This window comes from Sphingomonas sp. GW821-FHT09B04 (genome assembly GCF_059418285.1).
This window is the reverse complement of sequence record NZ_JBWKPO010000003.1, coordinates 109,627-133,728: the sequence shown is the minus strand read 5'-3', so window position 1 is coordinate 133,728 and position 24,102 is coordinate 109,627. Positions and strand designations below refer to the sequence as shown.

Annotated in this window: 23 protein-coding genes and 1 tRNA gene; 9 read left to right on the top strand and 15 right to left on the bottom strand. The window is 61.0% G+C overall.

All coding sequences use genetic code 11. From position 1 onward, the window contains the following. Positions 1-13 precede the first annotated feature (13 nt). Together AC07NK_RS10265 and AC07NK_RS10260 are read right to left on the bottom strand one after the other, a co-directional pair. Positions 14-1,042, bottom strand: a complete 1,029-nt coding sequence (locus AC07NK_RS10265) for a FecR family protein (protein WP_495170490.1) — start codon at positions 1,040-1,042, stop codon at positions 14-16. Next, entirely contained in the window at positions 1,043-1,618 is a 576-nt protein-coding gene (locus tag AC07NK_RS10260) for an RNA polymerase sigma factor (RefSeq protein WP_495170489.1), read from the bottom strand. A gap of 659 nt (positions 1,619-2,277) precedes the next feature. Between AC07NK_RS10260 and AC07NK_RS10255 the strand changes: the two genes are divergently transcribed. The 5 genes from AC07NK_RS10255 to AC07NK_RS10235 are packed head-to-tail and all read left to right on the top strand — an operon-like array spanning position 2,278 to position 9,147. Next, complete coding sequence (locus AC07NK_RS10255) at positions 2,278-4,230, top strand: TonB-dependent receptor domain-containing protein (protein WP_495170488.1); 1,953 nt, start codon at positions 2,278-2,280, stop codon at positions 4,228-4,230. Positions 4,231-4,232: 2 nt separating this feature from the next. After that, the gene (gene cobN, locus AC07NK_RS10250) at positions 4,233-8,087 is read left to right on the top strand and encodes a cobaltochelatase subunit CobN (RefSeq protein ID WP_495170487.1); all 3,855 of its coding nucleotides are present in this window, start codon (positions 4,233-4,235) and stop codon (positions 8,085-8,087) included. A gap of 11 nt (positions 8,088-8,098) precedes the next feature. Beyond that, a complete protein-coding gene (locus AC07NK_RS10245; protein ID WP_495170486.1) occupies positions 8,099-8,569 on the top strand; it encodes a MotA/TolQ/ExbB proton channel family protein in 471 nt (156 codons plus the stop codon). Continuing rightward, a complete protein-coding gene (locus AC07NK_RS10240; RefSeq protein ID WP_495170485.1) occupies positions 8,569-8,874 on the top strand; it encodes a DUF2149 domain-containing protein in 306 nt (101 codons plus the stop codon). The genes AC07NK_RS10245 and AC07NK_RS10240 overlap by 1 nt, the downstream gene beginning before the upstream one ends. A gap of 27 nt (positions 8,875-8,901) precedes the next feature. Further along, positions 8,902-9,147 carry a hypothetical protein gene (locus AC07NK_RS10235; RefSeq protein ID WP_495170484.1) on the top strand — a complete coding sequence of 82 codons (246 nt, stop codon included), beginning with the start codon at positions 8,902-8,904 and terminating at the stop codon, positions 9,145-9,147. A 606-nt stretch (positions 9,148-9,753) separates the two neighbouring features. On the opposite strand, the gene AC07NK_RS10230 is transcribed toward AC07NK_RS10235, so the two are convergent. From AC07NK_RS10230 to AC07NK_RS10220, 3 genes are all read right to left on the bottom strand, one after another. Beyond that, a complete protein-coding gene (locus AC07NK_RS10230) occupies positions 9,754-10,185 on the bottom strand; it encodes a hypothetical protein (RefSeq protein WP_495170483.1) in 432 nt (143 codons plus the stop codon). A 1,770-nt stretch (positions 10,186-11,955) separates the two neighbouring features. Continuing rightward, on the bottom strand, positions 11,956-14,517 hold the full coding sequence (locus AC07NK_RS10225) for an RHS repeat-associated core domain-containing protein (RefSeq protein WP_495170482.1): 2,562 nt from the start codon (positions 14,515-14,517) through the stop codon (positions 11,956-11,958). Between the two features lie 14 nt (positions 14,518-14,531). Further along, positions 14,532-16,856 (bottom strand): RHS repeat domain-containing protein, encoded by a 2,325-nt coding sequence (locus tag AC07NK_RS10220; protein ID WP_495170481.1) that lies wholly within the window; start codon positions 16,854-16,856, stop codon positions 14,532-14,534. A gap of 556 nt (positions 16,857-17,412) precedes the next feature. On the opposite strand from AC07NK_RS10220, the gene AC07NK_RS10215 reads away from it, so the two are divergent. Further along, positions 17,413-17,856 carry a DUF6641 family protein gene (locus AC07NK_RS10215; protein ID WP_495170480.1) on the top strand — a complete coding sequence of 148 codons (444 nt, stop codon included), beginning with the start codon at positions 17,413-17,415 and terminating at the stop codon, positions 17,854-17,856. 36 nt (positions 17,857-17,892) lie between these two features. Here the strand turns inward: AC07NK_RS10215 and AC07NK_RS10210 are convergent, their stop codons facing one another. After that, entirely contained in the window at positions 17,893-18,189 is a 297-nt protein-coding gene (locus AC07NK_RS10210) for a lysozyme inhibitor LprI family protein (protein WP_495171002.1), read from the bottom strand. A 320-nt stretch (positions 18,190-18,509) separates the two neighbouring features. On the opposite strand from AC07NK_RS10210, the gene AC07NK_RS10205 reads away from it, so the two are divergent. Next, positions 18,510-18,719 carry a helix-turn-helix domain-containing protein gene (locus AC07NK_RS10205; RefSeq protein ID WP_495170479.1) on the top strand — a complete coding sequence of 70 codons (210 nt, stop codon included), beginning with the start codon at positions 18,510-18,512 and terminating at the stop codon, positions 18,717-18,719. Between the two features lie 7 nt (positions 18,720-18,726). Here the strand turns inward: AC07NK_RS10205 and AC07NK_RS10200 are convergent, their stop codons facing one another. The 4 genes from AC07NK_RS10200 to AC07NK_RS10185 all read right to left on the bottom strand — a co-directional run bounded on the left by AC07NK_RS10200 (position 18,727) and on the right by AC07NK_RS10185 (position 20,286). Beyond that, entirely contained in the window at positions 18,727-18,936 is a 210-nt protein-coding gene (locus tag AC07NK_RS10200; RefSeq protein ID WP_495170478.1) for a hypothetical protein, read from the bottom strand. A 61-nt stretch (positions 18,937-18,997) separates the two neighbouring features. Then, entirely contained in the window at positions 18,998-19,537 is a 540-nt protein-coding gene (locus AC07NK_RS10195) for a site-specific integrase (RefSeq protein ID WP_495170477.1), read from the bottom strand. 91 nt (positions 19,538-19,628) lie between these two features. After that, positions 19,629-19,739 (bottom strand) — tRNA-Thr (locus AC07NK_RS10190). Positions 19,740-19,779: 40 nt separating this feature from the next. After that, positions 19,780-20,286: an HIRAN domain-containing protein gene (locus AC07NK_RS10185; protein WP_495170476.1), complete on the bottom strand. Its 507-nt coding sequence runs from the start codon at positions 20,284-20,286 to the stop codon at positions 19,780-19,782. On the opposite strand from AC07NK_RS10185, the gene AC07NK_RS10180 reads away from it, so the two are divergent. Beyond that, entirely contained in the window at positions 20,285-20,638 is a 354-nt protein-coding gene (locus tag AC07NK_RS10180; RefSeq protein WP_495170475.1) for a hypothetical protein, read from the top strand. The genes AC07NK_RS10185 and AC07NK_RS10180 overlap by 2 nt on opposite strands. 241 nt (positions 20,639-20,879) lie before the next feature. Here AC07NK_RS10180 and AC07NK_RS10175 read toward each other — a convergent pair whose 3' ends face one another. From AC07NK_RS10175 to AC07NK_RS10155, 5 genes are read right to left on the bottom strand one after another with little or no spacing between them, the layout of a single operon-like run. Next, positions 20,880-21,083 carry a hypothetical protein gene (locus AC07NK_RS10175; RefSeq protein ID WP_495170474.1) on the bottom strand — a complete coding sequence of 68 codons (204 nt, stop codon included), beginning with the start codon at positions 21,081-21,083 and terminating at the stop codon, positions 20,880-20,882. Further along, the gene (locus AC07NK_RS10170; RefSeq protein WP_495170473.1) at positions 21,083-21,478 is read right to left on the bottom strand and encodes a hypothetical protein; all 396 of its coding nucleotides are present in this window, start codon (positions 21,476-21,478) and stop codon (positions 21,083-21,085) included. The genes AC07NK_RS10175 and AC07NK_RS10170 overlap by 1 nt, the downstream gene beginning before the upstream one ends. Then, positions 21,475-21,861: a hypothetical protein gene (locus AC07NK_RS10165; RefSeq protein ID WP_495170472.1), complete on the bottom strand. Its 387-nt coding sequence runs from the start codon at positions 21,859-21,861 to the stop codon at positions 21,475-21,477. The genes AC07NK_RS10170 and AC07NK_RS10165 overlap by 4 nt, the downstream gene beginning before the upstream one ends. Next, positions 21,858-22,604 (bottom strand): VgrG-related protein, encoded by a 747-nt coding sequence (locus AC07NK_RS10160; protein WP_495170471.1) that lies wholly within the window; start codon positions 22,602-22,604, stop codon positions 21,858-21,860. The genes AC07NK_RS10165 and AC07NK_RS10160 overlap by 4 nt, the downstream gene beginning before the upstream one ends. Further along, positions 22,601-22,969 carry a hypothetical protein gene (locus tag AC07NK_RS10155; RefSeq protein WP_495170470.1) on the bottom strand — a complete coding sequence of 123 codons (369 nt, stop codon included), beginning with the start codon at positions 22,967-22,969 and terminating at the stop codon, positions 22,601-22,603. Before AC07NK_RS10155 ends, AC07NK_RS10160 begins: the two co-directional genes overlap by 4 nt. 74 nt (positions 22,970-23,043) lie before the next feature. On the opposite strand from AC07NK_RS10155, the gene AC07NK_RS10150 reads away from it, so the two are divergent. Then, entirely contained in the window at positions 23,044-24,102 is a 1,059-nt protein-coding gene (locus tag AC07NK_RS10150) for an acyltransferase family protein (RefSeq protein WP_495170469.1), read from the top strand.

Genomic DNA, 24,102 nt, shown 5'->3' with positions numbered 1-24,102 from the left:
TTCAGAGACAATTTCATTGCGTTTTTATTACGATAGTTCCACGACTATGCTCGACACGAGCGTTCGATATTACTGCGACAGCTTGCGCGAACCGCTCAGGGTCATTTGCTCGATACAAACCAATGATCCTGATGTTGCCGAGCTCGGAGTCGGCCAGGACGATCTTGGTGCTGTTGACCCGGTTGAACCGGACGATCGCGGCTTCAACCGAAACATTATCAAGCGATATCTGTGCCAGCTCGGGCGGTGGCAGACGCGGCGCCGGCGGTATGGCGGACAGAGTTGATGACGGCAGCGACCTGGGTCCGGGATCGAGCGTTACCGAACCGCCCGCCTGGAGCAGCACGGCCTGGTCGCGCACATCCCGCGCCCACACCAGCACGCTTCCTTCCTCGACCTTCACCGTTCCACCGGTCGGTCCCGCCCGGCTGACGGCGTAGACCGTCCCGGTCGCTTCCGCATAGACATCGCCCGACCGCACAACGAAAGGACGCGCCCGATCCTTCGCAACCGTGAATGTCGCCTTGCCGCTCAGCAGCGTGACCCGACGAATGCTGTCCGAGAGTGCGACCTCAATTTGTGCGCCATCGCCAAGGGTCGCGGTTGAGCCATCCTTGAAGTGCACCACCTTTTCCGTGACGGCGCGGTCGGACTGCCAGAAGGTCGACAAGGCCGGCATACCCGCCATGATTGCCGCCAACACACAGGCAGCGAGCGCAGCAACCCCTGCACTTACTCTTCCGGCCCAACTGATGCGGCCGGCCAGCGGCGGGTCAAATGCGGCTTCATAGAGTCCATTTGCATTATCGTTGCCCGACATCCGCGCGAGTGAAGTCGGCGCTGAATTGGCTTTCATCACCGCGTCTTCGGTCGCACGCAGCCAGGCGCGTGCGCGAACGAACGCGCCACGATGGCGGACGTCCGCCGCGAGCCAGGCTTCCAGCGCGGCGCGACTGGCTGGCGACATTTCGCCATGCGCCGCCTCCACTGCCCATTCAGCAGCTCGATCGTTGACGCTGTCGGAGGAACCGGAACTAGCCAATCAATTTAACCTTTCGCCTATTTTGTCATTCTCCTGTTCGTCGTCACTTGTACGCATGTCCGTGTCAGCGATCGATTTCATGACCCTTTGCAGACCACGCACGAGGTGGTTCTTCACCTCATTCTCGCTTACCCCCAACCGCTCCGCCGTCTCCCGCCGCGACAACCCTTCGATGCGCCGCAATTCGATAACCCGACGGGAAGTGTCCGGCAGGGCCGCGAGCACGCTCTTCACGCGTTCGAGTTCCTGGCTCGCTTCCAATGCCCGGTCTGCCAGTGGCGCACTATCCATGACGGTCGACCATTCGATTTGGGTCATTGAAGTGAAATTAATTATGCCGGCGCGGCGCATCGCATCTATCGCGACCGCGTAAGCGGTACGAAAGAAATAGGCTGCGGGATTATCGATATGATCGACCGAAGTCAGGCTGGCGATGCGGCAATAGGCCTCCTGAATCACATCCTCTACGTCGATCGCATGACGCCATCGGCGTGAGAGCCAGCGGCGGACGGAAGCCTCCTGGGGGACGATTTCCCTGGCGATCCATGCCGAAATGATGTCGTGCTCATCGCCCATCGTTGCGGCCGTAAATGCCCCTTGAGATTGCGGCTCGCCGAATCATGGATGCCGATTTGCAGCCTCTTCTCCACGTCCGTTGTGATATATTGATGATATCCAGCCGGTTCGTGTGCGTCGTCGCGCAAAGACGAGTGGAAAGTCCCCAATATCTCGTTCAGTCCATCGCAGCGGTCAGCCAAACGGATGACCGCTTTCGGGATCTCCGTCACGCACACTGAACGGCCGAAATGAGGGCACATTGCCGACCGTCAGCCTCTGGGCCGGAGGCCGCTATTCCACTTTGGGAATCGTCACAGCCTGGAGCGGGCATAGCGGAGTCAGGTTCTCGGCGATGCGGCTAGCGATAGACAGCGTCGGGTACCGATGATCGCATAATCTGCGTAATGATCGAAGGCGGCGTCTCGACATCTTGCAAGCAGCCTGCCCCATCTTAGTCATGAGCGGTCCGATGGGGTCCGGACCGATTGGAGCAGGAGCAGCACTCAGGAGTCGCTGGCAGCGTCCTGTACCCCGCTCAAGGGCGAGCACCAGCGAAGGATGACCCTTGTTTAGGATATGATATACTGTTACCAGATTGACCTGATGTCGTCGTACATGAGTGTGCGGTCGATGCGCGTCATCCGGGGGTATCTTTGAATTTCTATACTGAGATCGTCATGGCAAGCGCCTGCGCGATTGCCGTCGCCCACACCGGGCGTGCCGAAGCCGCAATGGGCGAGCCGACCGCAGAAGAATTCCGGCGTAGCGGCCCGGAAATCGTGGTCACTGCCACGCGGTCCGAACAGCCGCTCGCCGATGCGCCGGCGACGATGTCGGTCGTGACCGGCTCTGAGTTGCGTCGTCGCCCCGTCCAGGATCTTGCGGAAGCGCTCGAGAACGAGCCCGGGGTGGCGATCAACGGCATCGGCATGACCCGGCGCGGCATTTCGATCCGCGGCATGTCGAACGAACATGTCCTGACTCTGGTCGATGGGCGTCGGATCAACGACGCAGCGGCCAACATGGCGCATGTCGACTTCGACCTCGGCTGGGTGCCGAGCATCGCGATCGATCGAATCGAAGTCGTGCGCGGACCGCTATCGGCGCTCTATGGCTCGGAGGCGCTGGCCGGTGTGGTCAACGTCATCACACGCCGCCCCAGCGAGCGCTTCGAAGTGAGCGCGCTCGGTCTCGCCGGTTTTCGCGATGGTCGCGGCGGCGACAGTGCGCAGGTGGCGGCGCTCGCTGGCGGCCCGCTCACCCGGACGCTCGGCGTGGTTGCCTGGGGCGAGTATCGCTATCGCGCCCGCACTCCGAGTCTTACGGATGCGCGACAGAGCGAGCTCGAGGAACGCAGCGCGCTGAGCGGCAGCATCATCGCCTGGTGGGAACCCGTCGCGGGGCACCGGTTCGAACTCGGGCAGGCGGTGATCGATGATGATCGCGCGCGTGACACGGCGACCACGGCCGCGCCGATCACTTATTACGAATATCAGGATCACGTCACCCGCGCGCAAACCTATGGCAGCTATACCGGCAAATGGGGTTGGGGCGAGGTGCGCGCGCGCGCCTATCGCTCGGTGCTCGAACGGATCAACGAACGCGATCGCAACCAGGCGCCGACCCAGCCGACCAAGGTCACCAATTCGGTCGCCGATGGCAGCGTGCTGATCAACCTCTTTGCCGGCAGCCGCCTGACGCTGGGCGGCGAGCACCGGCACGAGACGCTGCGCGACGCCACGGTCAACACCGCAGGCTTCGAGAGCATCGATCACAACGCGCTCTTCGTTCAGAACGAATGGGACATCACCGGCGGCGTGTCGCTCACCACCGGCGGCCGCTTCGACCATCACCCCGATTATGGCTGGCAGGTTTCGCCACGCGCCTATCTGGTCGCGACGCCGGTCGAGGGCCTTCGCCTGCGCGGCGGCTTCGGCGAAGCATTCAAGGCGCCCAGCCTCAAGCAATTGTCGCGCGGCTATATCACCGTGGCGGCGGGCGGGCGCTTCATCATCACCGGCAATCCCGATCTCAAGCCCGAAGCCAGCACCGCCTATGAACTCGGCGCCAGCTATGCCGGCCAAGGCTGGAGCATCGGCGCCACGCTGTTCCGCAACGATCTGCGCGGGCTGGTACAGACGATCTGCGTGGAGTTCTGCGGCGTTCGCGGGCGCGAGCGCCGCGCCTATGTCAATGTGAACCGGGCACGCACGCAGGGCGTCGAACTGTCGGCCGAAGTCCAGCCGATGTCGACGCTGACGGTCGGCGCCAGCTATACCCATGTCGATCCGCGCGACATTTCCGCCAATCGCGAGCTTGCCGAGCGACCGAACGACACCGTCAAGATCAGGCTGGCGTGGGAGCCGCTGTCGGGCACCGCATTCAATGTTCGCGGCCGCTACATCGGCAAGCAGACCATCTACCAGACCGTCGGCGCCACGACCAACGCGGTCCGGCTTGAGGCCTATGATCTCTGGTCGCTCGACGCGAGCCATGCGTTGAATGACAAGCTCACGCTCAAGGCCGGGGTCGATAATCTCTTCGGAAAGCGGCTGGCAGAAACCTCCGCGCTCTACAGTTTCGCCGAGCCCGGGCGTGTGTTCTTCGTCGGCCTCGGCGCCAATTTCTGAGGATGCGGCACCTTCTGGCCCTGGTCCTGCTGCTCCTGGCGGGTGCCGCTTTCGCGCAGGATATGGCGGCCCCGGAAAACCCGCCTGTGGTTCGGATTATCGCCACGCGCTTCACCTTGTCGGCCAAGTTCGAGCGGCTGGCCGGATGGGCGAAGGAGCAGGGCTACCGGCTCGAATGGCGGCAGATCGAGGACGGCGGCACCCCGGCCGAGCTGACCGGCGGCGCCGGCCTGCTGGTGTTCGACGGTCCCCGTCCTAGCGATATGGCCGCGCTGGACAAGGCGGTCGGCGGTCTGGGCGAGCGATTGAGCGCCCCCTGGATCGCGGTGGGAGGCGGTCCGCCGCGCTCGGGCGGGCTGGCGCCAGGCGTGGCACGGCAACTCATCGGCTATTATGCGGGCGGCGGCGCGGCCAATCTGCGCGGCTTCGTCAAGGCCATCCCCCTTGCCCTTGCAGGGAAGGATCTCAGCGCCCTGCCCGCGCCGACGCGGCTTGCCGGAACCGGTCTCTATCATCCCGCCGCGCCGGCTCCCTTTGCCGGAGCTGAGCCCTTTCACGCGTGGGCGCAGGTGAAGGGCTGGGCCGATCGTCCGGTGGTCGCGATCGCCATTCCCGACGGCCTGATCCGCGACATGCAGACCGATATCATCGACGCGATCGTCGCCGCGCTGGGCAAGCGCGGATTGCTGGCCGCACCCTTCTGGTATGACGATACCGATCCCCAGGCCATCGCCAGGACGGTCGGCACGCTGCGCCCGGTTGCGCTGGTCAACATGACCCATATGCAGAACGGAACCGCGCGTGCCGCCGAATTCGCGGCGCTCGATATCCCGGTGCTCGTCGCGCTCGCCGCGCGCTCGCAGACCGTCGCCGAATGGCGTGCGGGGACGAGCGGTATCCCGGCATCGACTGCCGCCTCGCTATTGACTGTTCCCGAGGGGTGGGGTGTCTCCGATCCGCTGGTGGTCAGCGCCGTCGAACGGGGCACAGCGGTTCCAATCCCCGAACAGATCGGCCTGCTGGCGGCCAAGCTCGCCCGGCTCGCCGCGCTGCGCTCGATCGCGCCCCGCGACAAGCGCGTCGCACTGTTCTTCTGGAATCACCCGGTGGGCGAAAAGAACCTCGCCGCCTCCAACCTCAACCTGCCAAAAAGCCTCGCCAATGTCAGCCGCGCAATGGCCGAGGCGGGGTATGACGTGACGCCCGCCGAGGAAGCGCGGCTGATCGCCGATGGGCAGGCGATGCTCGCGGGCTATTACCGCCCGGAGACGCTGGGCGAACTCCAGCAACGCGGACTTGCGGCCACGCTGCCGCTGGCGACGTACAAGGCCTGGCTGAACGCGCTGCCGCGCGAGCAGCGCGAACAGATCGTCGCGCGCTGGGGGCAGCCCGAGCAGAGCCGCTGGGCGCGTGGCGGTGCCTTCGTCATCCCGCGGCTGATGCTGGGCAAGCTCGCGATCCTGCCGCAGCCGCCGCGCGGCGGTGATCCCGCGAAGAGCTATCACGACCAGAAGCTGCCGCCCGACCATGTCTATCTGGCAGCCTATCTCTGGGTACGCGGCCATGCCGATGCGATCGTCCATTTCGGCACCCACGGCACCCAGGAATGGACGCCGGGCAAGGATCGCGGACTGTGGGCGGGCGACTATCCCTTCCTGCTCGTCGGCGACTTGCCGGTCTTCTATCCCTATATCCAGGACAATGTCGCCGAGGCGATCCAGGCGCGGCGGCGCGGCCGCGCGGTGACGATCAGTCATCAGACGCCCGCCTTCGGCCCCTCCGGCCTCTATGACGAATTGCGCGACATCCATGCGCTGATTCACCAATATGCCCAGCTCGATGACGGCGGCGTGCGCGATCGGGTCGCCCGCGAGATCCGCGCCAGGGCCGCTGCGGCGCATCTCGACCGTGACATGGGCTGGGACGCCGCCGCGATCGATCGCGATTTCCCCGGCTATTACGCCGCGCTGCATGACCATATGCATCAGGTCGCGCGCGCAGCGATCCCGCTCGGCCTGCACAGCTTCGGCGAGCCCGCATCGGCCGAGCAACGCCTGTCGACCGTAATGCAGCAGCTTGGTCCCGATTATCTCAAGGCGCTCGGCCAGGATCCGGTCGAGACCTTTGCCGAGGATTTCAGCGCGATCCGGCAAAGCCTGCCCTACCGCATGCTCACCCGCTATCTGCGCGACGGTGAAAGTCCGGCGGGTATCGCCGATCCAAAGCTGCGCGCCCACATCGAGCGCGCAGTGGTGCTGGACGCGCGACTGGCGAACACAGGCGAGATCGAGGCGCTGCTCGCGGGGCTTTCCGGCCGCTTCGTGCTGCCGGGTGCAGGCGGTGATCCGGTGCGCAACCCCGATATCGAAAGCGGCCGTAATCTCTATGCGTTCGAAGCCGACAAGGTTCCGACACGGGCCGCCTATGAACAGGGCGGCGCGACGCTCGACAAGCTCATCGCCGCCTATCGCGCCAAACACGCCGGCAAGCTGCCGGAGAAGCTCGCCTTCGTCATGTTCTCGGGCGAGACGATCCGCCAACAGGGCGTGGTCGAGGGGCAGATTCTCCACGCGCTCGGCCTGCGCCCGGTGTGGGGGCGCGGCGATCGGCTCGACCGGCTGGAGGTGGTGCCCGCGTCGGAACTCGGCCGACCGCGCATCGACGCCGTGGTCCAGGCCAGCAGTGTCTATCGCGACCAGTTCGACGGCTTCATGCGCCTGCTCGCTGCCGGGATCGATCGGGTCGCCGCCCTCGACGAGGCCAGCGGCCCCGCAGCCAACGCCCGGGCGTTGACCGCGAAGCTGATCGCGCGGGGCGTCCCTGCCGAGCGCGCGCGGGCGCTGGCGCAGCTGCGGATCTTCAGCAACGCACCCGGGGACTATGGCACCGGCCTGCCCGGACAGATCGCCAAGGACAAGAACTGGAAGGGCGATACGGATCTCGCCGATCCGTTCCTGCAACGCCTGCAATATGCCTATAGCGCGAGCGAATGGGGCACAGCGGCCAAGGAGGCCAATCTGTTCGCCGAGCAGCTGCGCGGCGTCGATGCCGCGGTGATGTCGCGCTCGTCGAATGTGCACGGCCTGCTCTCGACCGATCACCCGTTCGAGCATCTCGGCGGGCTGTCGCTCGCGATCCGCAGCCTGACCGGCAAGGCACCCGACCTCTATGTCACCGATCTTCGTGGGGCACAGGGCCAGGTGACGACCGCCGCCGCTTTCCTGTCGAACGAACTGCGCGCCCGCTACCTCAATCCGCAATGGATCGGTGCGATGCAGGCCGAGGGCTATTCCGGCGCGAACGAGATGCTCGACATCGTCAACAATCTCTGGGGCTGGCAGGTGACCGATCCCGCCAGCGTCCGCGCCGACCAGTGGCAAGCGATGCACGATACCTATGTGCGCGACACCCGCCAGCTGGGCCTCGACCGCTTCTTCGCGGCCGTCCACCCGTCCGCACAACGCCAGATCGTCGAGCGCATGATCGAAGCCGTCTCACGCGGCTATTGGCAGCCCGACGCACAGACGCGGCGCTCGTTGGAGGAGAAGTTGGCCAGCCTCGCGGCGAAAGGCGCGGCATCCACAGCGACGCAAGGTGGTTTCGGCGTTCACGGCGGACCCAGGCCCCAAACCGCCGCGCCCGCCGCTTCGCAGGCTGCGCAGGCGATCCCTCCATCTGCGACACGCCCATCCGCTCCGGCGGCTCCACGCGGCATGGTTCTGGAACGTGTCCGACCGAGCCAGCCGCAAGCCGTTCGTCCCGCCTATATCGCGGGCCTGCTGCTGGTGCTCCTGCTGCTCTTCGTCACCGGTGCCCTGCGCGAGACGCGGACGCACCGACATCTTGTTCCAGCCTGAAGGATCCATTGATGCCTGTGCTTGAAGCGACACTGTACGACCTGTCGCGTCTATTTCTCGTCCCGGTGATGATGCTGATCCTTGCGTCCCTCGCCTATGCGATCCTTGCCCTTGGCGGGTTCGCCGCGGAATGGGTGCAGCGGATGCGCGGACGACGTGGCGGACGACTGACTGTCCATCGGCAGCGCACTGGTTGCGCCATCGACGACCTCGAGCTTGTCGTGCTGCGCCGGCTCGAGTGGCTGCGGATCGTGTCGCGTGCGGCGCCGATGCTCGGGCTGGTCGCCACCATGATCCCGATGGGGCCGGCGCTGCTGGCGCTTGGCACCAACAACAGCCAAGCCGTCGGCGAGAATCTGGTGGTCGCCTTTTCCTCGGTGATCCTTGCCTTGCTCGCCGCGTCGATCACCTTCTTCGTCTATACCATCCGCAGGCGCTGGCTGCTCGAGGAGTTGCGCGCGATCGAAACGGGAGCGGTTTGATGCGCTTCATCGAAGACGATGAGAATGACGACCCGATCCTTTCGGTCGTCAACCTGGTGGATCTGTTCCTGGTCATCACCGCAGTGCTGATGGTGCTGATCGCGCGCAACCCGCTCAACCCTTTCCAGTCCAGACAGGTGGTGGTGGTCGAGAATCCCGGCAAGAAGGACATGTCGATCACGGTCAAGGACGGCGAGAAGCTCAAACGCTATACTGCATCGGATCGCATGGGCGAAGGTGGTGGTGTGAAAGCGGGAGTCACCTACCGGCTTCCCAGTGGTGATCTCGTCTATGTGCCGGAGTAAGCCAAAGGTTCGAAAGGAACCGCGAGGATGAGTCTGAAGACCCTCCTTCTCGCTTCGCTGCTCCTGTTCGCGCCTCCCTCTGTGGCGCAGGACCGGGCCTGGCCGGCCAGCGGCATCCCCGCCAAGTTCACGCCGCCGATCGACGCACGCGATTATGTGAAGCGCGAGGCGATGATTCCAATGGGCGACGGAACCAAGCTGTACACCATCATCGTGATGCCCAAGGGCGCGAAGGATCTGTCGATCATCCTCACGCGTCAGCATCCCCGATAGAGGTAGAGAAATGATAATAGAAGCTTGCGTTCCCCTTATCAGCGACCACTCTCGATTGCGCCACGTAGAGCTGAAACAATATCGGCAGAGTTGGACATAAACAGAACTGGAAACGCAACCTCTTTACCATTTGAAAGCACGAGAACCTGGGTCCCGTTCAAATCCTTCACACTGGCAATATCTCTGAGTAGATACTCCTTCCTCTTCAATCGAAATATTGTCATTTTATTGCCATCTATTTCAACCGCTGGAAGCCCTGACAATGATCGAATTAGCATTGGCACCAACAACAGCGCAAATGTTACCATTACCACACAACAGAAAATGAGAAAATACCATAGCGGATTCTGATAAAGCGCCGCTGTATACTGCAGTCTTCTCGAAACACCCGGCAGTAGTGGTACAATCCCAAGTGCCAATAATCCGAGCTCGAAAAATATTAGCTTCGGTAGGGAGTAGTATCCGCGAAACCGTTCAGATCTCAGCACGAGTGAATTCCTCTGAGTATGGCATAACTCTCTGCGCCAGTTGTACCCACAAACTCCCCACCGACGGCCCCTCCAGTTCCCCCGCCAATGGTACCCAAAACGCCACCGGGCGTTCCACCTACCGCTGTGCCAGTAACGCCACCAAGACCCGCCCCCCCCCCCCGTAGGCACCGACTGCACCAGCCACAGGCGGAGCGGCGGCTCGAACGAGTGAAACGTCAATCGGCTCGCCTTGCTGACGACTGGTCTCGAAATTCGCCCAAGCGCTAATCGCCGTGACTACAAAGCCAAAAGGTGCAAAATACTTGACACCATTCTCGGGGTCACCATCGGCCTTGAATGACACCACGAGCCACTCGCCGCCTACGCCACGCATCTGCTTGGCGATCTTGCGGTAGATGGGTCTGCTCTTGTCACTATCCTGCAAGGCCTCCTTACCGACCGCCGCTTCCCATAGATGGATACGCATGTTGCAGTAGTCAGGCTCAGCCGATGGCAAGCGCACGAGGCGACCCTGCGTATTTTCCATGACATCATAGGCGGTCTGCACCCCACCGGATGCATCCGTGATAATCAGGGGAGCAAGATCGGCCGGAGGCGGACGACCGGAGCCAACAAGCGCCCGACCACCTTTTCCACCAACAGGACGGGCAATAAGGTTGCGCCCTCGCGCTAGACGGAGCGCATTGACCACACTCTGTTCAGGGGGCGGAGCCGCAGCCTCCCGCTGTCGATCGCCACGCCCACCGCATCCAAGCCTGCCTTCAACGCCGCAGGCACATGAAGGGCATAACCCGGTGCAGCAACACGGAGTTGGTCGGACAGCTTTGCCAGTTGATCGGCTAGAACCGGATATCGTTGCATCAACCTCCCCGGCAATGCCTGCAGGGCGCAGAGGGTGATGGATATGCCACCACCCTGCCATTAGACGACGATCCCTAGCGTTCTTTACGGTAGGCAGCCTAATTTCTCGAACCGGGTTTACAGGCAGGGCAAAGCCCCATTCCTTCTTCGCCACTTCTAGAGAATGGGAAATTAGAGCAAGCTCGCGTCGGACAGTAGCGGGCTTCACACTCCGCAATCGTTCGTCGCGATAGGACGCCAAGCGGATAGCCGTCAGGTCAATGAGCGACATCGCGGCCAGACAACTATTCTCCAGCTGCCTAAGCCGTTGGGCCTCGGTATCCGCGCTCTTTTTATGCGGCGTTATCTGATCCCGATACCTACGGATCACCTCACCATAAGTCGCTTGAGCTAGCAGCCGCCTAGGGGATGGAGGCAACCCCTTCTCTATCTGCGCCTCTTCCAAGGCCGCCTATGCCTTTGCATCGGCCATCGTACAAAGGTTCTACTGACAGCAGGGATATCTTTGCGGCGGACCTGCACCAACCAACGCCGCCCTCCCTTCGTAATGGTCGCCAATCGGCCCTTGTGACTGGATTGTGACAAGAGCGCAGGAAAGCGCTATGAAATGAGGAAATAAGTTCAAAAAAAGCATTTAAAATCAATGCTTTAATGGTGCCGCTTACAGGACTCGAACCTGTGACCCCCGCATTACGAAGGCACGAGTCCAGTCGTAACCGATTCAGATTGCGGGCTAATTTTGAAGGCTTGACCCGCTTTGACACTCGCAATCGATCGCACTTTTACGTGGAATTTCCGCAATTTAGCCGGGTACCAATCCAGACTTTAGGTCGGAGAGGGTTATCCCAATCCCAGGACGAACATTTGCCTCTTTGGTGACGTGTTCGGTGCCGAAACAAGACTCGAAGTCGACCAACCCGGAAGTAACAGCGGCCTCCCTCAGAATAGCACTTCACCATCACGCCGGGCGCCGCGATTGTGTCACCACCGGCAAGCGCAACGACCGGCAGCTGCTGGCCACTGCATTGATCTGAACGGCCTTCAAACGCTGTCGGGTGGCTTCGGGTCTCGGGACCTCTCGTCGCCTATCAGCGCATCAGGCCATCAGGCCCGACCGCGTAGGCGCCTCATGACGCACCGGGGGGGGATAGCTCGACAGAATCCTGTGCACAAATTTACTCAAGAAAATTACTGAATGTCCACAGCACGATCGAAACAGTGGAAAAACAAGGCATCAATACGTAACTATTTCAACACCAATTACTTCACCCTCCCGATCCAGGTCAACAATAACTCTCACATCTTTTCCTATCGCAAACTCGGCCATCAAATCCACTTGCTTCGCTACTATTCCCCTAACTCCCGCTCCAGGATGGCTTGGGGTACGAAGATAAGCAACACCTTTGTCCTGACCGACCTCGAGGGAAAATCTACCAGTTCCGTCTCTCGACAATTATTATCTCCTTGTTATCAAAGTCCTCAAAATAGCAGTGCCGTTGGAAAGGACACGGTATACCGCGAAGCCATTTGCTCCCACGGGCACCAATACGGAGTTGGACCGAATTTCACCGGTACCGCTCCGGTCATAAACAGTCCCCTGCGGCCAGGATTTAGATTTAGTGACCTGAGACTTAAGCCCTGAAAATACCCCACGCGCCGAAGCGGAATCCTCAAATGTATCTCGCTCGATGCCCCGCTCGATGGCATGGGCGATATTGCTATTAACTACTTTCCTTACTTCCGGAAGCTTTGGATAGTCAGGGTAAAGTCCATAGTCGCCATCGATTCCTTGCCGCTCCCTGTCAGTTTGGTAGATGGAATCGGGAACCATCTCCGAAGCGGCGTCTTTAGCCATATTGCCAGGAGTATCCGTGGCGGCGGATGCGATCTCTCTTGCACCTTCAATCTTCTCTCTAGCGTCAACGGCACGGTTTATCGCACGGTCCGCAAGAGGCTCGGTCCTATATTTTCTATCTTCAAGCCCCCAAGGATCAACTAGGTTAAGCGGGTCATTCCCCACATAGGCATAGAGGTTGATCTGATCGGCATACCCGATGGGGTCAGTCTGAAGGAACCGCCCGAGCGTCGGCGAATAGACCCGAGCCTTGTAGTGATACATGCCCAGCTCAGGGATCCACGCCTGCCCCGTATACTGGAACCGCCCCGTATTTGGCGTGCCCGAGCCGGCATAGCCATTGGGGATACCGTACTCGTCATAGCCGTTCACCGCGATACGGTTGCCGTTGCTATCGGCGATGGCGACGATTGATCCTTGATGATCCGCGTAGAGATAACGCGGTGAAGCGGTGCTCGAACCGATATACTCGACCAGCGGATCATCCTGCCCTTCAGCGGGGCCGTGAACATAGCGCTTGAGCATGCTTCCTGCGCCATCATATTCGGCCACCAACGCATCGCCATCGTACAGGAACTGCGTCGTGCCGGTCGACGGCGAATAGGTCTGCGCGAGGCGCCCCAGGGGGTCGTAGCTCAGCGTCACGCCCGTACTGGTGCTGACCAGCCGGTTCTCGATGTCATAGGTGTAGCTGGTCGTCCCGTCGGAGGTCAGATTGCCGTTCGCATCGTAAGTGAACGACGCGCTGCCCGCGCTGGCATATTGGTTCAACCCGTTGCGGGCGTAGCTGCGATCGACATTCGTATAACCGCTGAACCGGTAATCGTTATTGTCCCGCGTGCGCGAGACGATCTGGCTGGCCGGGTTGTAGGTGAACGAGGTGATGACGTTGCCGCCGCCGGCGAACACCTGCCCATAGGTCGACAGCCGCGAAATGCCGTCATAGGCAAAGTGGGTTCCATGCGTCCAATTGGATGCCGCTTGGCCAAACCGGTTGAGGGTGCTGACCCGGCCCGCGGCGTCATAAACCGGGTGGAACAATGCCGTGGTAGAGTTGCTATCTGCGTACAACAGCCGATCAAGGCCGTCGCGGACATATGCAAAGGTCTGACTGTCCGGATGAGCTATTCGAGTACGGTTGCCGTTCGCGTCGTGCTGGTATGTGAGGATACGGCTGACGCCCGTGACGTTGCTCTCGCTCGAAACCGGTCGCCCAAAGCCATCATATAGGGTGGTGACCCCCACGCCGGTGGGGGCGTCGAAATTTGCTGACTGCTGCAGCCCACGCAGGTCGTAGGCATAATAGACTGGACGTGCGCCGCCACTCGGATAGGTCTTGCTCGTGACCCGGTTCAGCGCGTCATAGGCAAAGGTGATCGCCCGCCCATCGCGCTTGCGCAGGCTCGTCCGGTTGCCATTGGCATCATAGCTATATTCTTCATAGTCCGACGGATTGACCGAGCCGACCGACGTCGGTGACGGGAATATCCATTTCGCCTGCCGATCATGGCCGTCATAGGTGAACTCGGCACGATTGCCGTTGGCGTCGATCACCGCCTTCTGCTTGCCGTTTGGCGTGTATTCGTAACGCGCATAATCGATCTGGACATCGGTCCCGACCGCTTTCTGCACCTTGAGCAGTTGCCCGGCTGCATCATAGAAGTTGCGTGTGATCCGGTCCGGACCGGCGCTGCCCGCAGCTCCATGGGTACACGCGCTCGCCGGCAGCGATCCGAACATCGCCGGGTTCATCCGCACCGCCGCACACTCCAGGCGTCCATAGCTATCGTAGCTATACTGCGTGACGGTATAAGCCACGCCGCCCGACGACGACACCTCCTTCAGCTTCCGGCTCACCCCATCATAGGTGATGTCCTGTACCTTGTGGACGGTGAACCCACTCCAGTTCACTGGCGCCACCGCCTCGGACTGCCATGTCGCGAGCGTCCCGGTCTCGACCCTGACCAGCCGCCCCGCCAGATCATAGGTGTTGCGCACGGCTTGTGGCGGATTGCCTCCGGCGCCGTCGGGATCCGCCGAGATCGTTCCGGTGATCCGCCCCGCCGCATCGATCCGATAGTGCGTCGTGAAATCGCTCTGCGCCGAGGCTGGCGCCGCAAGCGCGATCGCGCCGCCCGCCAGCAGAAGAAATGCTGCCCGCATGGCTCTCCCCCTCATCACGGACATACCGACAGCCCGGCGCGCGGTGCCGTTTCACTGATCGGCGTGCCGTCTTGACCGATCCGCATGCAGCTTCGCAGCGCCTGGGTGCCGTCGCTGACCACCACCTCTTTGGGGAAGTATCGGTTGGCCGCATCATAGCCATAGGTCGTGGTGACCTGCTGTCCCGGTGCAATCGCAACGGTCTCGCTGGTCAGAAGGTTGATCATCCCACCAGCGGGCGCAATATACGACGTATATCCATAGGTCGTGACCGGTCGATTGCCATTACCGTCCGCAGGGCCCGTGGCCGAAGTCATCAAGCCAGTTCCGCCGTCCCAGACATAATCACTGACTGCGGAGCGCGCGTCGGTGGTGGTCAACGGACGATTGCAGATGAGCTGGTTGGTGCAGCCTTCAGCGCGCAGCGTCGGTCCGCCGACATAGGTGACCGACGTGGTGATCGCAGGTAGCGCACTGCCCGGCTTGGGCTGTGCCACCTTCTGGATGACATTACCGCGCGCATCATAGGTCATCGTCACGACGCTCCCTTCCGGGCTCGTCGTGGTCCGCAGTCGGCCGACATCGTCATAGGTGTTGAACGTCTGATTGAGCAGCGGATCGTCGATCCGGATCGGAGAATCCTCGTCGTCGAACACATGCGTCGTCGTCACCCCGCCCGCCTCGACGACATTCATCTTCCGGATATACTCCACCGGCGTCCAGAACGTGACTGGGACTGTAGAACCAAATCTCTCGTGGCTGCTTGAGCGCCATTTATTGCGCAGCGTCGCTTGATATTCGATCACTCGGCCATCGGCATAGGTCTGCTTCACGGCTCTCGGATATTTACGATATGCGTGAGGGGCAAATTCGCTCTGCCAAATCCCTACCGGGAGATGCTGAAAATATTGTCCATTTGACAGCACTATATCGACGGATACTGCGGGATTCTGATGGTCGGTTGGAAGGAAAATCTTCAAGCTATGAGATGGCAGGTACACCTCATTCGGGTCTGGTAGCATATATTTGGTGACACCGCCGACAGCATCACTGAATGAAGATAGATGATTTCCATTCCATCCTGAGTACCCATAGGAAACTTGCTTCACAAGCGCACTGCCTGCATAGACAGAAACACCCTGGATCTGAATTCTATTCAGAGTAGTATTCTTCTCAGGAAGAACGCATTGCAATGATGGGATATATTCGTTAAGTATCCATGCACAATATCCACCAGCATCAACACTTTGATCAACATATGAGAAAGTCATTTTAAGATTTCTACTATTATTGACGCTCGTCATACGGTAACTGTACATTGGACGATTTGTTCTAATCTCCAATCCGCCGCTCAGGCTATCATGAAAAAATGAATAAGTCGACGACACATCTCGACAATCTTGCTGCATCTGACTATTCACTATGCAAACCTGCTGCGAATTGTCGTAACTATCAACTCTATGATCAGTCTGCAGATGGACGTTGATCGCCGTGTCAGGACGGTCATAGTAGGCTTCATAGTTAAAGTTCGCCCAGTCTCCGTTAGGCGCCTCCCAACGCGTAGCCCATCCGCACTCGGTTTTAGAGTAATCGTCGCTGGGAGATGTGCAAACTCCAGCTCCGCTCGCTGGAGCTGGAATCGGAGAGGCTGAGAAAAGATAAATCCGCGTCCCGTCTCCCAAATCCAAGCGATAACCCGGCCGATCTCCATCTGGAGAGTTAGGGGCCACACCAACAGGGACCAGGCGGGTGCCATCCTGCCTTGAACTGACAAACTCGCCATTGGCGCACTTCTGGAACGCAAAAGAATTCTGTCCAACCGTGACGTAGATCATCTTGTAGACCGGACCAGCAGCAATCCCGAACGCCTCCCAACCGGAGCGGAACCGAATATCCAGATTGTGGGTGCTGCCGATCCCAAAGTACTTCACATCCGGCGCGCCTGGCCCAAATCTGGGATTTTCGATCTGATCCGGTGCCGAATCCGCCGTCGCAGAATCATAGGTGCGATCGATGTGCAGCCGGGCCGGGAATTCCCCAAGGCCGATCGAGATATCCTGATTGGTAAAGGTGTACGCGCCGGTCTTCAGATTGACCTTTCCCAGGTCGATCGACGGCGCATCCTTGGGAAGCAGCGCCTGAAACTTGGGCGACACCGGGTAGACGAGCCCATCGGGACGATCCTCCGACGACATCGCGCTTTGCATCGCCGCCATCGGTGCGCTTGCTGTGAGTGCCTGCCCCGGCTGTGTGCACTGGCTGATCGGATCTTTTGCCAATGCGGGCGTTGCCACCACAGCACCCAAGGCCGCCAAAGCAAGGCCAAGCGTCAATCTCATCGTGATACTCCGGAAGCGGATACGGTTCCCCGGCGGGGAAGTTGCAAGAACAGCAGGCGCGCCCGTGCGGCCTGCGGGGTATTATTGGGCGCGCGCGGGGCCGCCCTGTACCGGTGAAGGGGAGGAAGCTGGCGCTACCGGAGATGAAAGCGGCGCCGTCGGCGGGTACGTCGATGTCGTACATGCCGCAGCCCCTGCAACCGTGGTCACATAGCGCTCCCGATTGCTTGCTGCGTCATAACAAATCGCTGTAGTGGTGCCGTTGTCCGGCCCGCCAGACACTGACGAAGCCCGCAACGGGCCCTGCGCATCATAAGAATAGGTAACTGTCTCAGCGCCGTTCGCGACCGACCCGGATATCCCGGCAACAGCGCAACTTGCCAGCAACAGCACTCGGCAATGTCGAAGCATACGCGACCCCCCTCATCCGAATCTTCTGAGAGATAGACACGCCGTCGAAACAAAAACAATCACCAAAAAGCACACGCTTGGGATAGCTCGTTGCCCCACTCTCCAGATATCCGGACCGTCCTGATCTCATCAAAGGAGATCATCGATGACCCTGCTTTCCTCGCTTTCCGTCGTAGCTTCGAACCCGGCTGAACACCGTATCCGCGGCATTGGCATGATGCGGCAGAAACTACTCGGACGTATCGACGACCAAATCGCATTGGCGAAGGCCGAGGCCGCAGGCCAGCCGTTCCAGCGAGTTCGCTTTCGTCGTGTCCGTGATCTCGAAAACGACGAGATTACGGAAATGCCGGTTCGCACCCGCGTTCGTCCGTGGTGGACGACCGACAAGGACGGCTCGACCCTTCTGTGGATCAAGTACGGCAATCAGGCACTCGAGCTTCAAAAGGGCAAATCGGCAATCAAGGTTGCTGATCGGGATCAGCTCGTCGCTACGCTGGAAACCGTTCGCAACGCGGTGCGCAATGGTGAACTCGACCAGCACATCCTCGGTGCGGTCGCTGCGTTCAAGGAGCGATTCAGTAAATGACAGGGGGAGCAATTGCTCCCCCACCCCGCCAGCAATCTAGCTAGATCCCTTTAGCCACTTCACTCTGTCAGCCGTCTTTCGAAGATAGCATTGGACTTCGAGCATGACCTCCAGCGTACCTTGGTACACTTCACTGTTATCAGAGCATGTCGCTTCACGCTGTATCAGCCAAGCCCTCTGCAGCCCTCTCAGTTCAGCTCTCTTCGGGTCACTGAGAGCAGCCATCAAGTCGCGATAGAGGCGATTGAGTTCAACATCCTGCCTATCGAGTTCCGCGCGAGCACATTCGGTCTGATCAAAATCACTCTTAAGCCCAGCGTCATCCCCGCCCATGCAATTGTCATACTCGGACGAATAGTCCGGTTCAGCTCTGGCCGTTTCCGGCACTTTGTCACCCCGATACCGTTTGGGTGACTCTAGCGCTGGAGAGCGACTGCTGGCCGCATTGTCCAATTTGGGCTCCGAACTGTCATTCCCGACCTTTGCACGCGGAACGTCGCAACCTCCCACGACCGATATTGCGATAGCGGCGACGCAGGTCATCAATCTTTGCATATTTCCCCCTTTCGAAAATCTAATCACAACAACGTACATATCGGATTTGACACGATTAGGGGACAGACCTTTCGGCGTTTCCAAAGCCATCTGCAACGATGGATTTGGTCCAACTCCTCGGTCAGAACGTGCGTCGGCTCCGGGTCGAACGCGGATTGTCCCAAGAGGAACTGGCATTTCGCGCAGGAATGAAGCGCAGCTATTTGAGCGACATGGAACGCGGAACACGCAACCCCAGCGTCAGGGCATTGGGACGTGTGGCTGAAGCGCTGGAGATCGCACCGGACACGTTGCTGAAGCCGCAATGACGGCTGATTAGCGCAGCGGAATGTAGCCGACCGCGCTGGCAAGCACAGCGATCCGATGACCGGTTTCACGCATCCGATCCGCAAGCTGGATAAACTCGGCAGGGTCGATACCACCCTGCCCGCTCAAAGCGACCTCGGCAGCATTTTCGCTGAGCGCGGTCATCAACACGAAAAGCTCGTGGATGACCTGCAACCGGTCTTCTTGGTCCTCGTCCATTCTATCCCCGACATCGGTTAGATGGACCGGCATCCCGGCCAGGACTAGAAATTGGCACAGGTCATTTCATGCTGTGGAGGACATCGACGTTCATTTCAGCGGTCAGATGCCGGGCATAGAAGCGATCGATCATTTCGACGCTCGTTCGGCAATTCCGCGCCAATGTGAGCAAGCACATGTCCTTGCCGTTGATCAGCCGGAACATGATGGCCGAGTGCCTCAGCGAATACAGCGTTCGTGTCTCTCCTGACGGAGCCTCATAGAGTCCCGCCGATCGTAGCACCGTACGCAGCTGACGGCTGATCGATCGGATCACGAACGTGCGGTTCTGATACTGGGGCATGAACACGTAATCGTCAGGCTGGCCATATCCTGCCTCCTTGCTCGCGTTCAGCAGCTGCTCGTAGACCTCGATCGCGTTGGGCATCGAGATGATCGGGCTGGCGACGGTCTTCGAAAAGGGCGTTGTGATGCGGAGGTACTGCCGGTTGCCATTGCGAACGATCTCGATGTGCTTGTGCTTGAGCTGCTTGGCATCGCTAGGCCGCAGGAACGTGTTGACCGAGAATTTGCAGAACCTTCGCAACTCAGCGGTGATCACATGCGTGCGGACCTTCGTTCCAAGTTTCGCGTGGCGATCACATTCCTTGAGTAGCGTCAGACGCTCTGCGATGGTGACCGAAATAGGTGGGTGGTGCCGCTTACAGGACTCGAACCTGTGACCCCCGCATTACGAATGCGGCGAACGGGAAGGCTTCAGAGGGAAAAGGCGCTCTTACCACCTGTGATTCGCGAGAACAGGCCACGAACATCGGTCGATTTGCGATACCGGCGCGATACCAGCTACGCGCCCCACATAGGACCGTCAGGGTCGGGGTGGAAGTCGTCTGCCGGCCGGATCGACGTGCGGGGTCGCGCGGGTGGCAGGCTCGGCGCCCCGCCGCCGAAGCGAATGCGGATGATCGCCGCGGTCGGCGCCGCTTCTTGGAATACGGCGAGATAGGGCTCGCCGGCGCGGATCTTGGCGCCGATCCAGCCGCACCGCTCAGCTGTCAGATAGCCGAGCTGAATGCCCCGCGCGCTGAACACGGCGACGGCGCGTTCGTCATGCTTGTTCTTCGGCTCGAGGCGAAGCTCCACGGGCTCGCCCGGTTCGCAAACCAGCATCTCGAAGCGCCGATCGGACTTACCCTTATCGGGGTTCGCATAGTCGATGCCGACCACGGCAAGGCTAAGCTCGCGTTCATCCATATTGGTAACTATGTAGAGCGTTGAGATGGCGGAGCAATTCAGGATCGCAGTTTTCGGACGGCCGCGCGCACCATGGCGGTCGACCACGGCCGAGGCCATGGATGACGCCCGTTCTCTCGATCTCGCCTCGTACGATCAACACAAGCGTGAGTGGTTCCTTGCCGTCCCGGTCGAGCTTCAGCGCCGCGGTCAACGGGACTATCCCGATATTGTGCGCCGCAACCATCAGGGTGAGCCATGGACGGCCGATCAAATCGCCCGGCTTCGCGCAATGGCCGCGGCGGGCGAAGCCGCAGGCATGATCGCAGTCAGGATGGGGCGCACCGTCGCCGCCGTTCGCAGCAAGGCGCGGGAGGAAGCGGTCAGGATACTGTCCGACAGGGTGCGCCGTAACTATCGGCCGGCCGGCTCGATCGAAAGCCAGCCGCGGAGCTTGCATTTGCGGCAATAGAGCCGCTCCTTGAAATCACGCAGCGTGCGGCATTGTGGAAGCCGCTTGTAGAGGTCTTCGGTACGCCAGATGACATGCCGGCCGCATTGTTTTTCGTAGCTCGGCGGGCTGCACCGGATGATGACATGGGTTGCGAACCCGACCGCCTCGTCGAGCGGCATATCGTTGCGGTGACCAGGCGATCGGGGATTCGACATGCGTAGAACATGATGAGAACACGCTCATGAGTCGAGACGAAGGATCAACCCCGCTGGATGCGCTCGTTCAGCTCCAAGCTCTGCGCAGTCTCAGCCGACAGCATCGCCAGTACGTGATCCTTCTGCTGCAGCGTCAGGGCGGTGCCGGCCGCGGCGACGTTCTCCAGCACTTCCTTCACCAGCTCACGGCCAGCAGCGACAGCCTCGGCCGCCTTGCGTGCCTTCTCGAGCAGATCGGCAGAATCCATCACTTCTCTCCCTGACGTGTCGCGTCGCAGGCGCGCTTGAGCATGGGATGCAGGCCGCAGAGCTTGTCGATCGATGCCATCGCCGCGGCGGCCGACGCGGCTTTGTCGGCGCTACGCACGCCCCGCTCGCCCTTCGCCAGCGCGTCGACTACCTCCTGCGAGATCGCCTTCACGCGGTCCTTGGTAGCTCCCGCGATGACACCCTGCTCGATGCCGATCGCTGCAGCCGTGCCGACGGTCTGATAGGCGAGGTTGGCGAGGATCAGACCACGGCCCGCTTCGACCACGACGCGGTCGGTAACCGCGGCGACGGGAGTCGAGCCCGGCGATTGAATGCCGCCTAGGCCGCCGCATGACGACAGCGCGAGGGCGAGCGGGATCAGGAATAGCTTCATTTGGTCGATCCTCTCAGGGTTGCGGACTCCTCTGGCGCTTCCGCTCCGGCCAGCGGGGCCGCATTGTTCACCGCGGACTGGGCAAGGCTGAGCGCCTGCTTGGTCTGCTCTTGCTGCTCCGCGTCGCGCTTGCCTGCCGCGTAGGCGAAAGCCGCAGCCCCACCGATCCAACCGGTGACGATCACGGCTGAAGCGAGCGTCAGGAAACCCTGGCTCTCGCGGATATCTGGAATCGCCGCGATTAGAAGAAACAGCATCGTGGATTGGAGGAAGAGGCCGAAGCCCAGCCACCCTCGGAAATCGGTCGGCCAAAGCGGGCCGCGCTTGAGTGCTCGCGCCTGGCGACGCTCCCCAACGCGATCGAGATAGTCCAGGATATTCACGCCACACCCCCGATCATACGGAGCGCGTCAGCGCGCTCGCTGCGATAGCGATCCTCGAGCGACTGCCGCGTCTTAGGGTCGAGTGTGATACCGCGGATATAGGCTAGTCGGGCGTCGTATAGGGCATTCACGACAGTAGAGGGGTCGCGCTTTCCGCCCAGCCGTATAATGGCATCGCTGACGATCGTCTTCGCGCCGCCGTGCTGCACCGACATCGACCAGATCGCGTCCCGTACAGCCTTGGGCATTGCGCTCACATCGAGCCGGTTCGCCACTGCATGGTCAGCGACCGGCCGGTAGTGGGTCCGCTCGATATAGGCATGCTGTGCATCGAAGAACGCGCCCGGCTCACGAACTGCAATCAGTTTCCAGCGCTGCTCGAATGCGCCCGGCCGGGTGGGGTCCATGCCGGCGAACTCGCTTGCCCAACGCGCGCCCTCGGCCGCAAGGAACCTGGCCACTTGGCTCTTGAGGGACGCGAGCTGATAGGCACCATAGGATTTTCCGCCAGCATCGCGCGCGCCGCTGGATACTTTCGCCGCAGCCTTGGCCTCCTCGCCCGGCACATGGCCGGTCTCATACTTCATCGACAGGTCGCCGAGGCGCTCGGAAGCTGTGCCATCGACCGTCACACCCCAGCGAGTGAGGCTCGCGTCGATCTCGCCAATCTGCGGGTCGTTCGAGCTCCAGCCTTTGCCACGCGCAGTGCGGAGAAAGCCGAAGATGGTCTCACGAATGCTCATTCGCCCTTCTCCCGAGCTGCAGCAAGCCGGTCGGCCGCGACGATGGCCTGCGCGCGCTGTGCAATCTCACCCTTACCGTCGATGATGGCCTTAAGGCGCAGGACCGTGCCCTCGCTTTCGGCGTGCTTCTGCTGGCAGTCGGCTAGGCTCTTCTCCACCGCCTCCAACCGCTTCGAAAGGGCTTCGACCTGACGCTCGAGTGCCTGGATCAATTTGTCGGTCCCCGCGTCGATGCGGGCCTCTCGCTTGTCCAGGCGGCCAGCTACCCATTCGATTAGCCATTTGACGGCGAGAAAGCCGCCACCAGCTCCCCCGCCCATGACCGCAAAGGTACCAGCTTGTTCGATGACGCCCGCGGTGCTCATCGCCGCACCTGCGCTGCGCTGCCGGGATCGCGGACAGTGTTGCCGGGGAGTCCGTGGAAGCGTAGACTTCCAACATGGGCAGCGGGGACATCGAGCAGACGAACGCCAACCAATCCGGGGCGCCGCGCTTCGGCACGCTGCAGGTAGCCCGCGCGATTGCCGCGCTCATGGTCGTCTGCTTCCATGCCGCCGCTCTGGTGGCATCGCCCCAATATTGGGACGCGACGCTTTTCGGCGGCTGGGGTGGCATCGGCGCGTCCGGCGTCGCGTTCTTCTTCGTCTTGAGCGGGTTTCTTATCTTCCGGCTGCATCACGACGATATCGGTCGACCGGAGCGCTTGCGCCTGTATGCCAACCGTCGGTTTAAGCGCATCTTCCCGCTTTACTGGGTGGTCGCGATTCCGATCCTCTGCATCTACACCGCCGCGCCTTTCTTGGGCAGCGGCACGGAGGCAAGGCCGGTCAACTCCATGACCGCTCTCTTTCTCGTCGGGCCTGGTGTCCCACCGCTTGCGGTCGCATGGACCCTGCTCCACGAAGTGCTGTTCTACGCACTTTTCGCGGTGCTCGTCGTTCACAGGCGGATTGGTATTGTGGTGATCGGCACATGGCTGGTGATCAGCGCATCGGGCTTGGGCGCCGGATATGCTTTCGCCCCAATCAATATCCTGTTCGGGTTTGGCGTCGGCGCAGCATGGTTGCTTCCGAAGATCGAGATGCCGCTCCCGCGAACCGTCATGACGGTTGGGATCGGCATCTTCATCGCCGCCGGCGTCGCCAGCTTGGCCGTAACGGGTGAGCACCATCCAGTTCGCCAACCCCTCTGGGTGCTGGCTATGCAGGGAGTCGGCGCGGCAATGGCGATTGCTGGCACGGTGCGGTCGGAGACCGAGCGACTGATCACGCCCCCAAGGGCTCTCGTCGCAGTCGGCAACGCCTCCTATGCCATCTATCTTGTGCACTATCCGCTGATGGGCGCCGCCGCCAAGCTGCTCCCCGAAATGGCGCCCGGCCTTGCTTTTGCCGCGCTGGTCGCGGCCGGGACGATCGCGGGGTTGATCACGCACCACATTTTTGAGCGTCCAGCGCTGCGGTTCGCTCGATCCCAACGCATGCACGCTGCCACTGTTTAA

Coding starts and splice junctions, on each gene's coding strand:
- AC07NK_RS10185 (WP_495170476.1), bottom strand. CDS start 20,286: ATGGCCTCGGCCGTGGTCGACCGCCATGGTGCGCGCGGCCGTCCGAAA.
- AC07NK_RS10180 (WP_495170475.1), top strand. CDS start 20,285: ATGGATGACGCCCGTTCTCTCGATCTCGCCTCGTACGATCAACACAAG.
- AC07NK_RS10160 (WP_495170471.1), bottom strand. CDS start 22,604: ATGAGCATTCGTGAGACCATCTTCGGCTTTCTCCGCACTGCGCGTGGC.
- AC07NK_RS10255 (WP_495170488.1), top strand. CDS start 2,278: ATGGCAAGCGCCTGCGCGATTGCCGTCGCCCACACCGGGCGTGCCGAA.
- AC07NK_RS10215 (WP_495170480.1), top strand. CDS start 17,413: ATGACCCTGCTTTCCTCGCTTTCCGTCGTAGCTTCGAACCCGGCTGAA.
- cobN (WP_495170487.1), top strand. CDS start 4,233: ATGCGGCACCTTCTGGCCCTGGTCCTGCTGCTCCTGGCGGGTGCCGCT.
- AC07NK_RS10245 (WP_495170486.1), top strand. CDS start 8,099: ATGCCTGTGCTTGAAGCGACACTGTACGACCTGTCGCGTCTATTTCTC.
- AC07NK_RS10205 (WP_495170479.1), top strand. CDS start 18,510: ATGGATTTGGTCCAACTCCTCGGTCAGAACGTGCGTCGGCTCCGGGTC.
- AC07NK_RS10170 (WP_495170473.1), bottom strand. CDS start 21,478: ATGAAGCTATTCCTGATCCCGCTCGCCCTCGCGCTGTCGTCATGCGGC.
- AC07NK_RS10220 (WP_495170481.1), bottom strand. CDS start 16,856: ATGAGATTGACGCTTGGCCTTGCTTTGGCGGCCTTGGGTGCTGTGGTG.
- AC07NK_RS10240 (WP_495170485.1), top strand. CDS start 8,569: ATGCGCTTCATCGAAGACGATGAGAATGACGACCCGATCCTTTCGGTC.
- AC07NK_RS10210 (WP_495171002.1), bottom strand. CDS start 18,189: ATGGGCGGGGATGACGCTGGGCTTAAGAGTGATTTTGATCAGACCGAA.
- AC07NK_RS10200 (WP_495170478.1), bottom strand. CDS start 18,936: ATGGACGAGGACCAAGAAGACCGGTTGCAGGTCATCCACGAGCTTTTC.
- AC07NK_RS10150 (WP_495170469.1), top strand. CDS start 23,044: ATGGGCAGCGGGGACATCGAGCAGACGAACGCCAACCAATCCGGGGCG.
- AC07NK_RS10225 (WP_495170482.1), bottom strand. CDS start 14,517: ATGCGGGCAGCATTTCTTCTGCTGGCGGGCGGCGCGATCGCGCTTGCG.
- AC07NK_RS10175 (WP_495170474.1), bottom strand. CDS start 21,083: ATGGATTCTGCCGATCTGCTCGAGAAGGCACGCAAGGCGGCCGAGGCT.
- AC07NK_RS10235 (WP_495170484.1), top strand. CDS start 8,902: ATGAGTCTGAAGACCCTCCTTCTCGCTTCGCTGCTCCTGTTCGCGCCT.
- AC07NK_RS10260 (WP_495170489.1), bottom strand. CDS start 1,618: ATGGGCGATGAGCACGACATCATTTCGGCATGGATCGCCAGGGAAATC.
- AC07NK_RS10155 (WP_495170470.1), bottom strand. CDS start 22,969: ATGAGCACCGCGGGCGTCATCGAACAAGCTGGTACCTTTGCGGTCATG.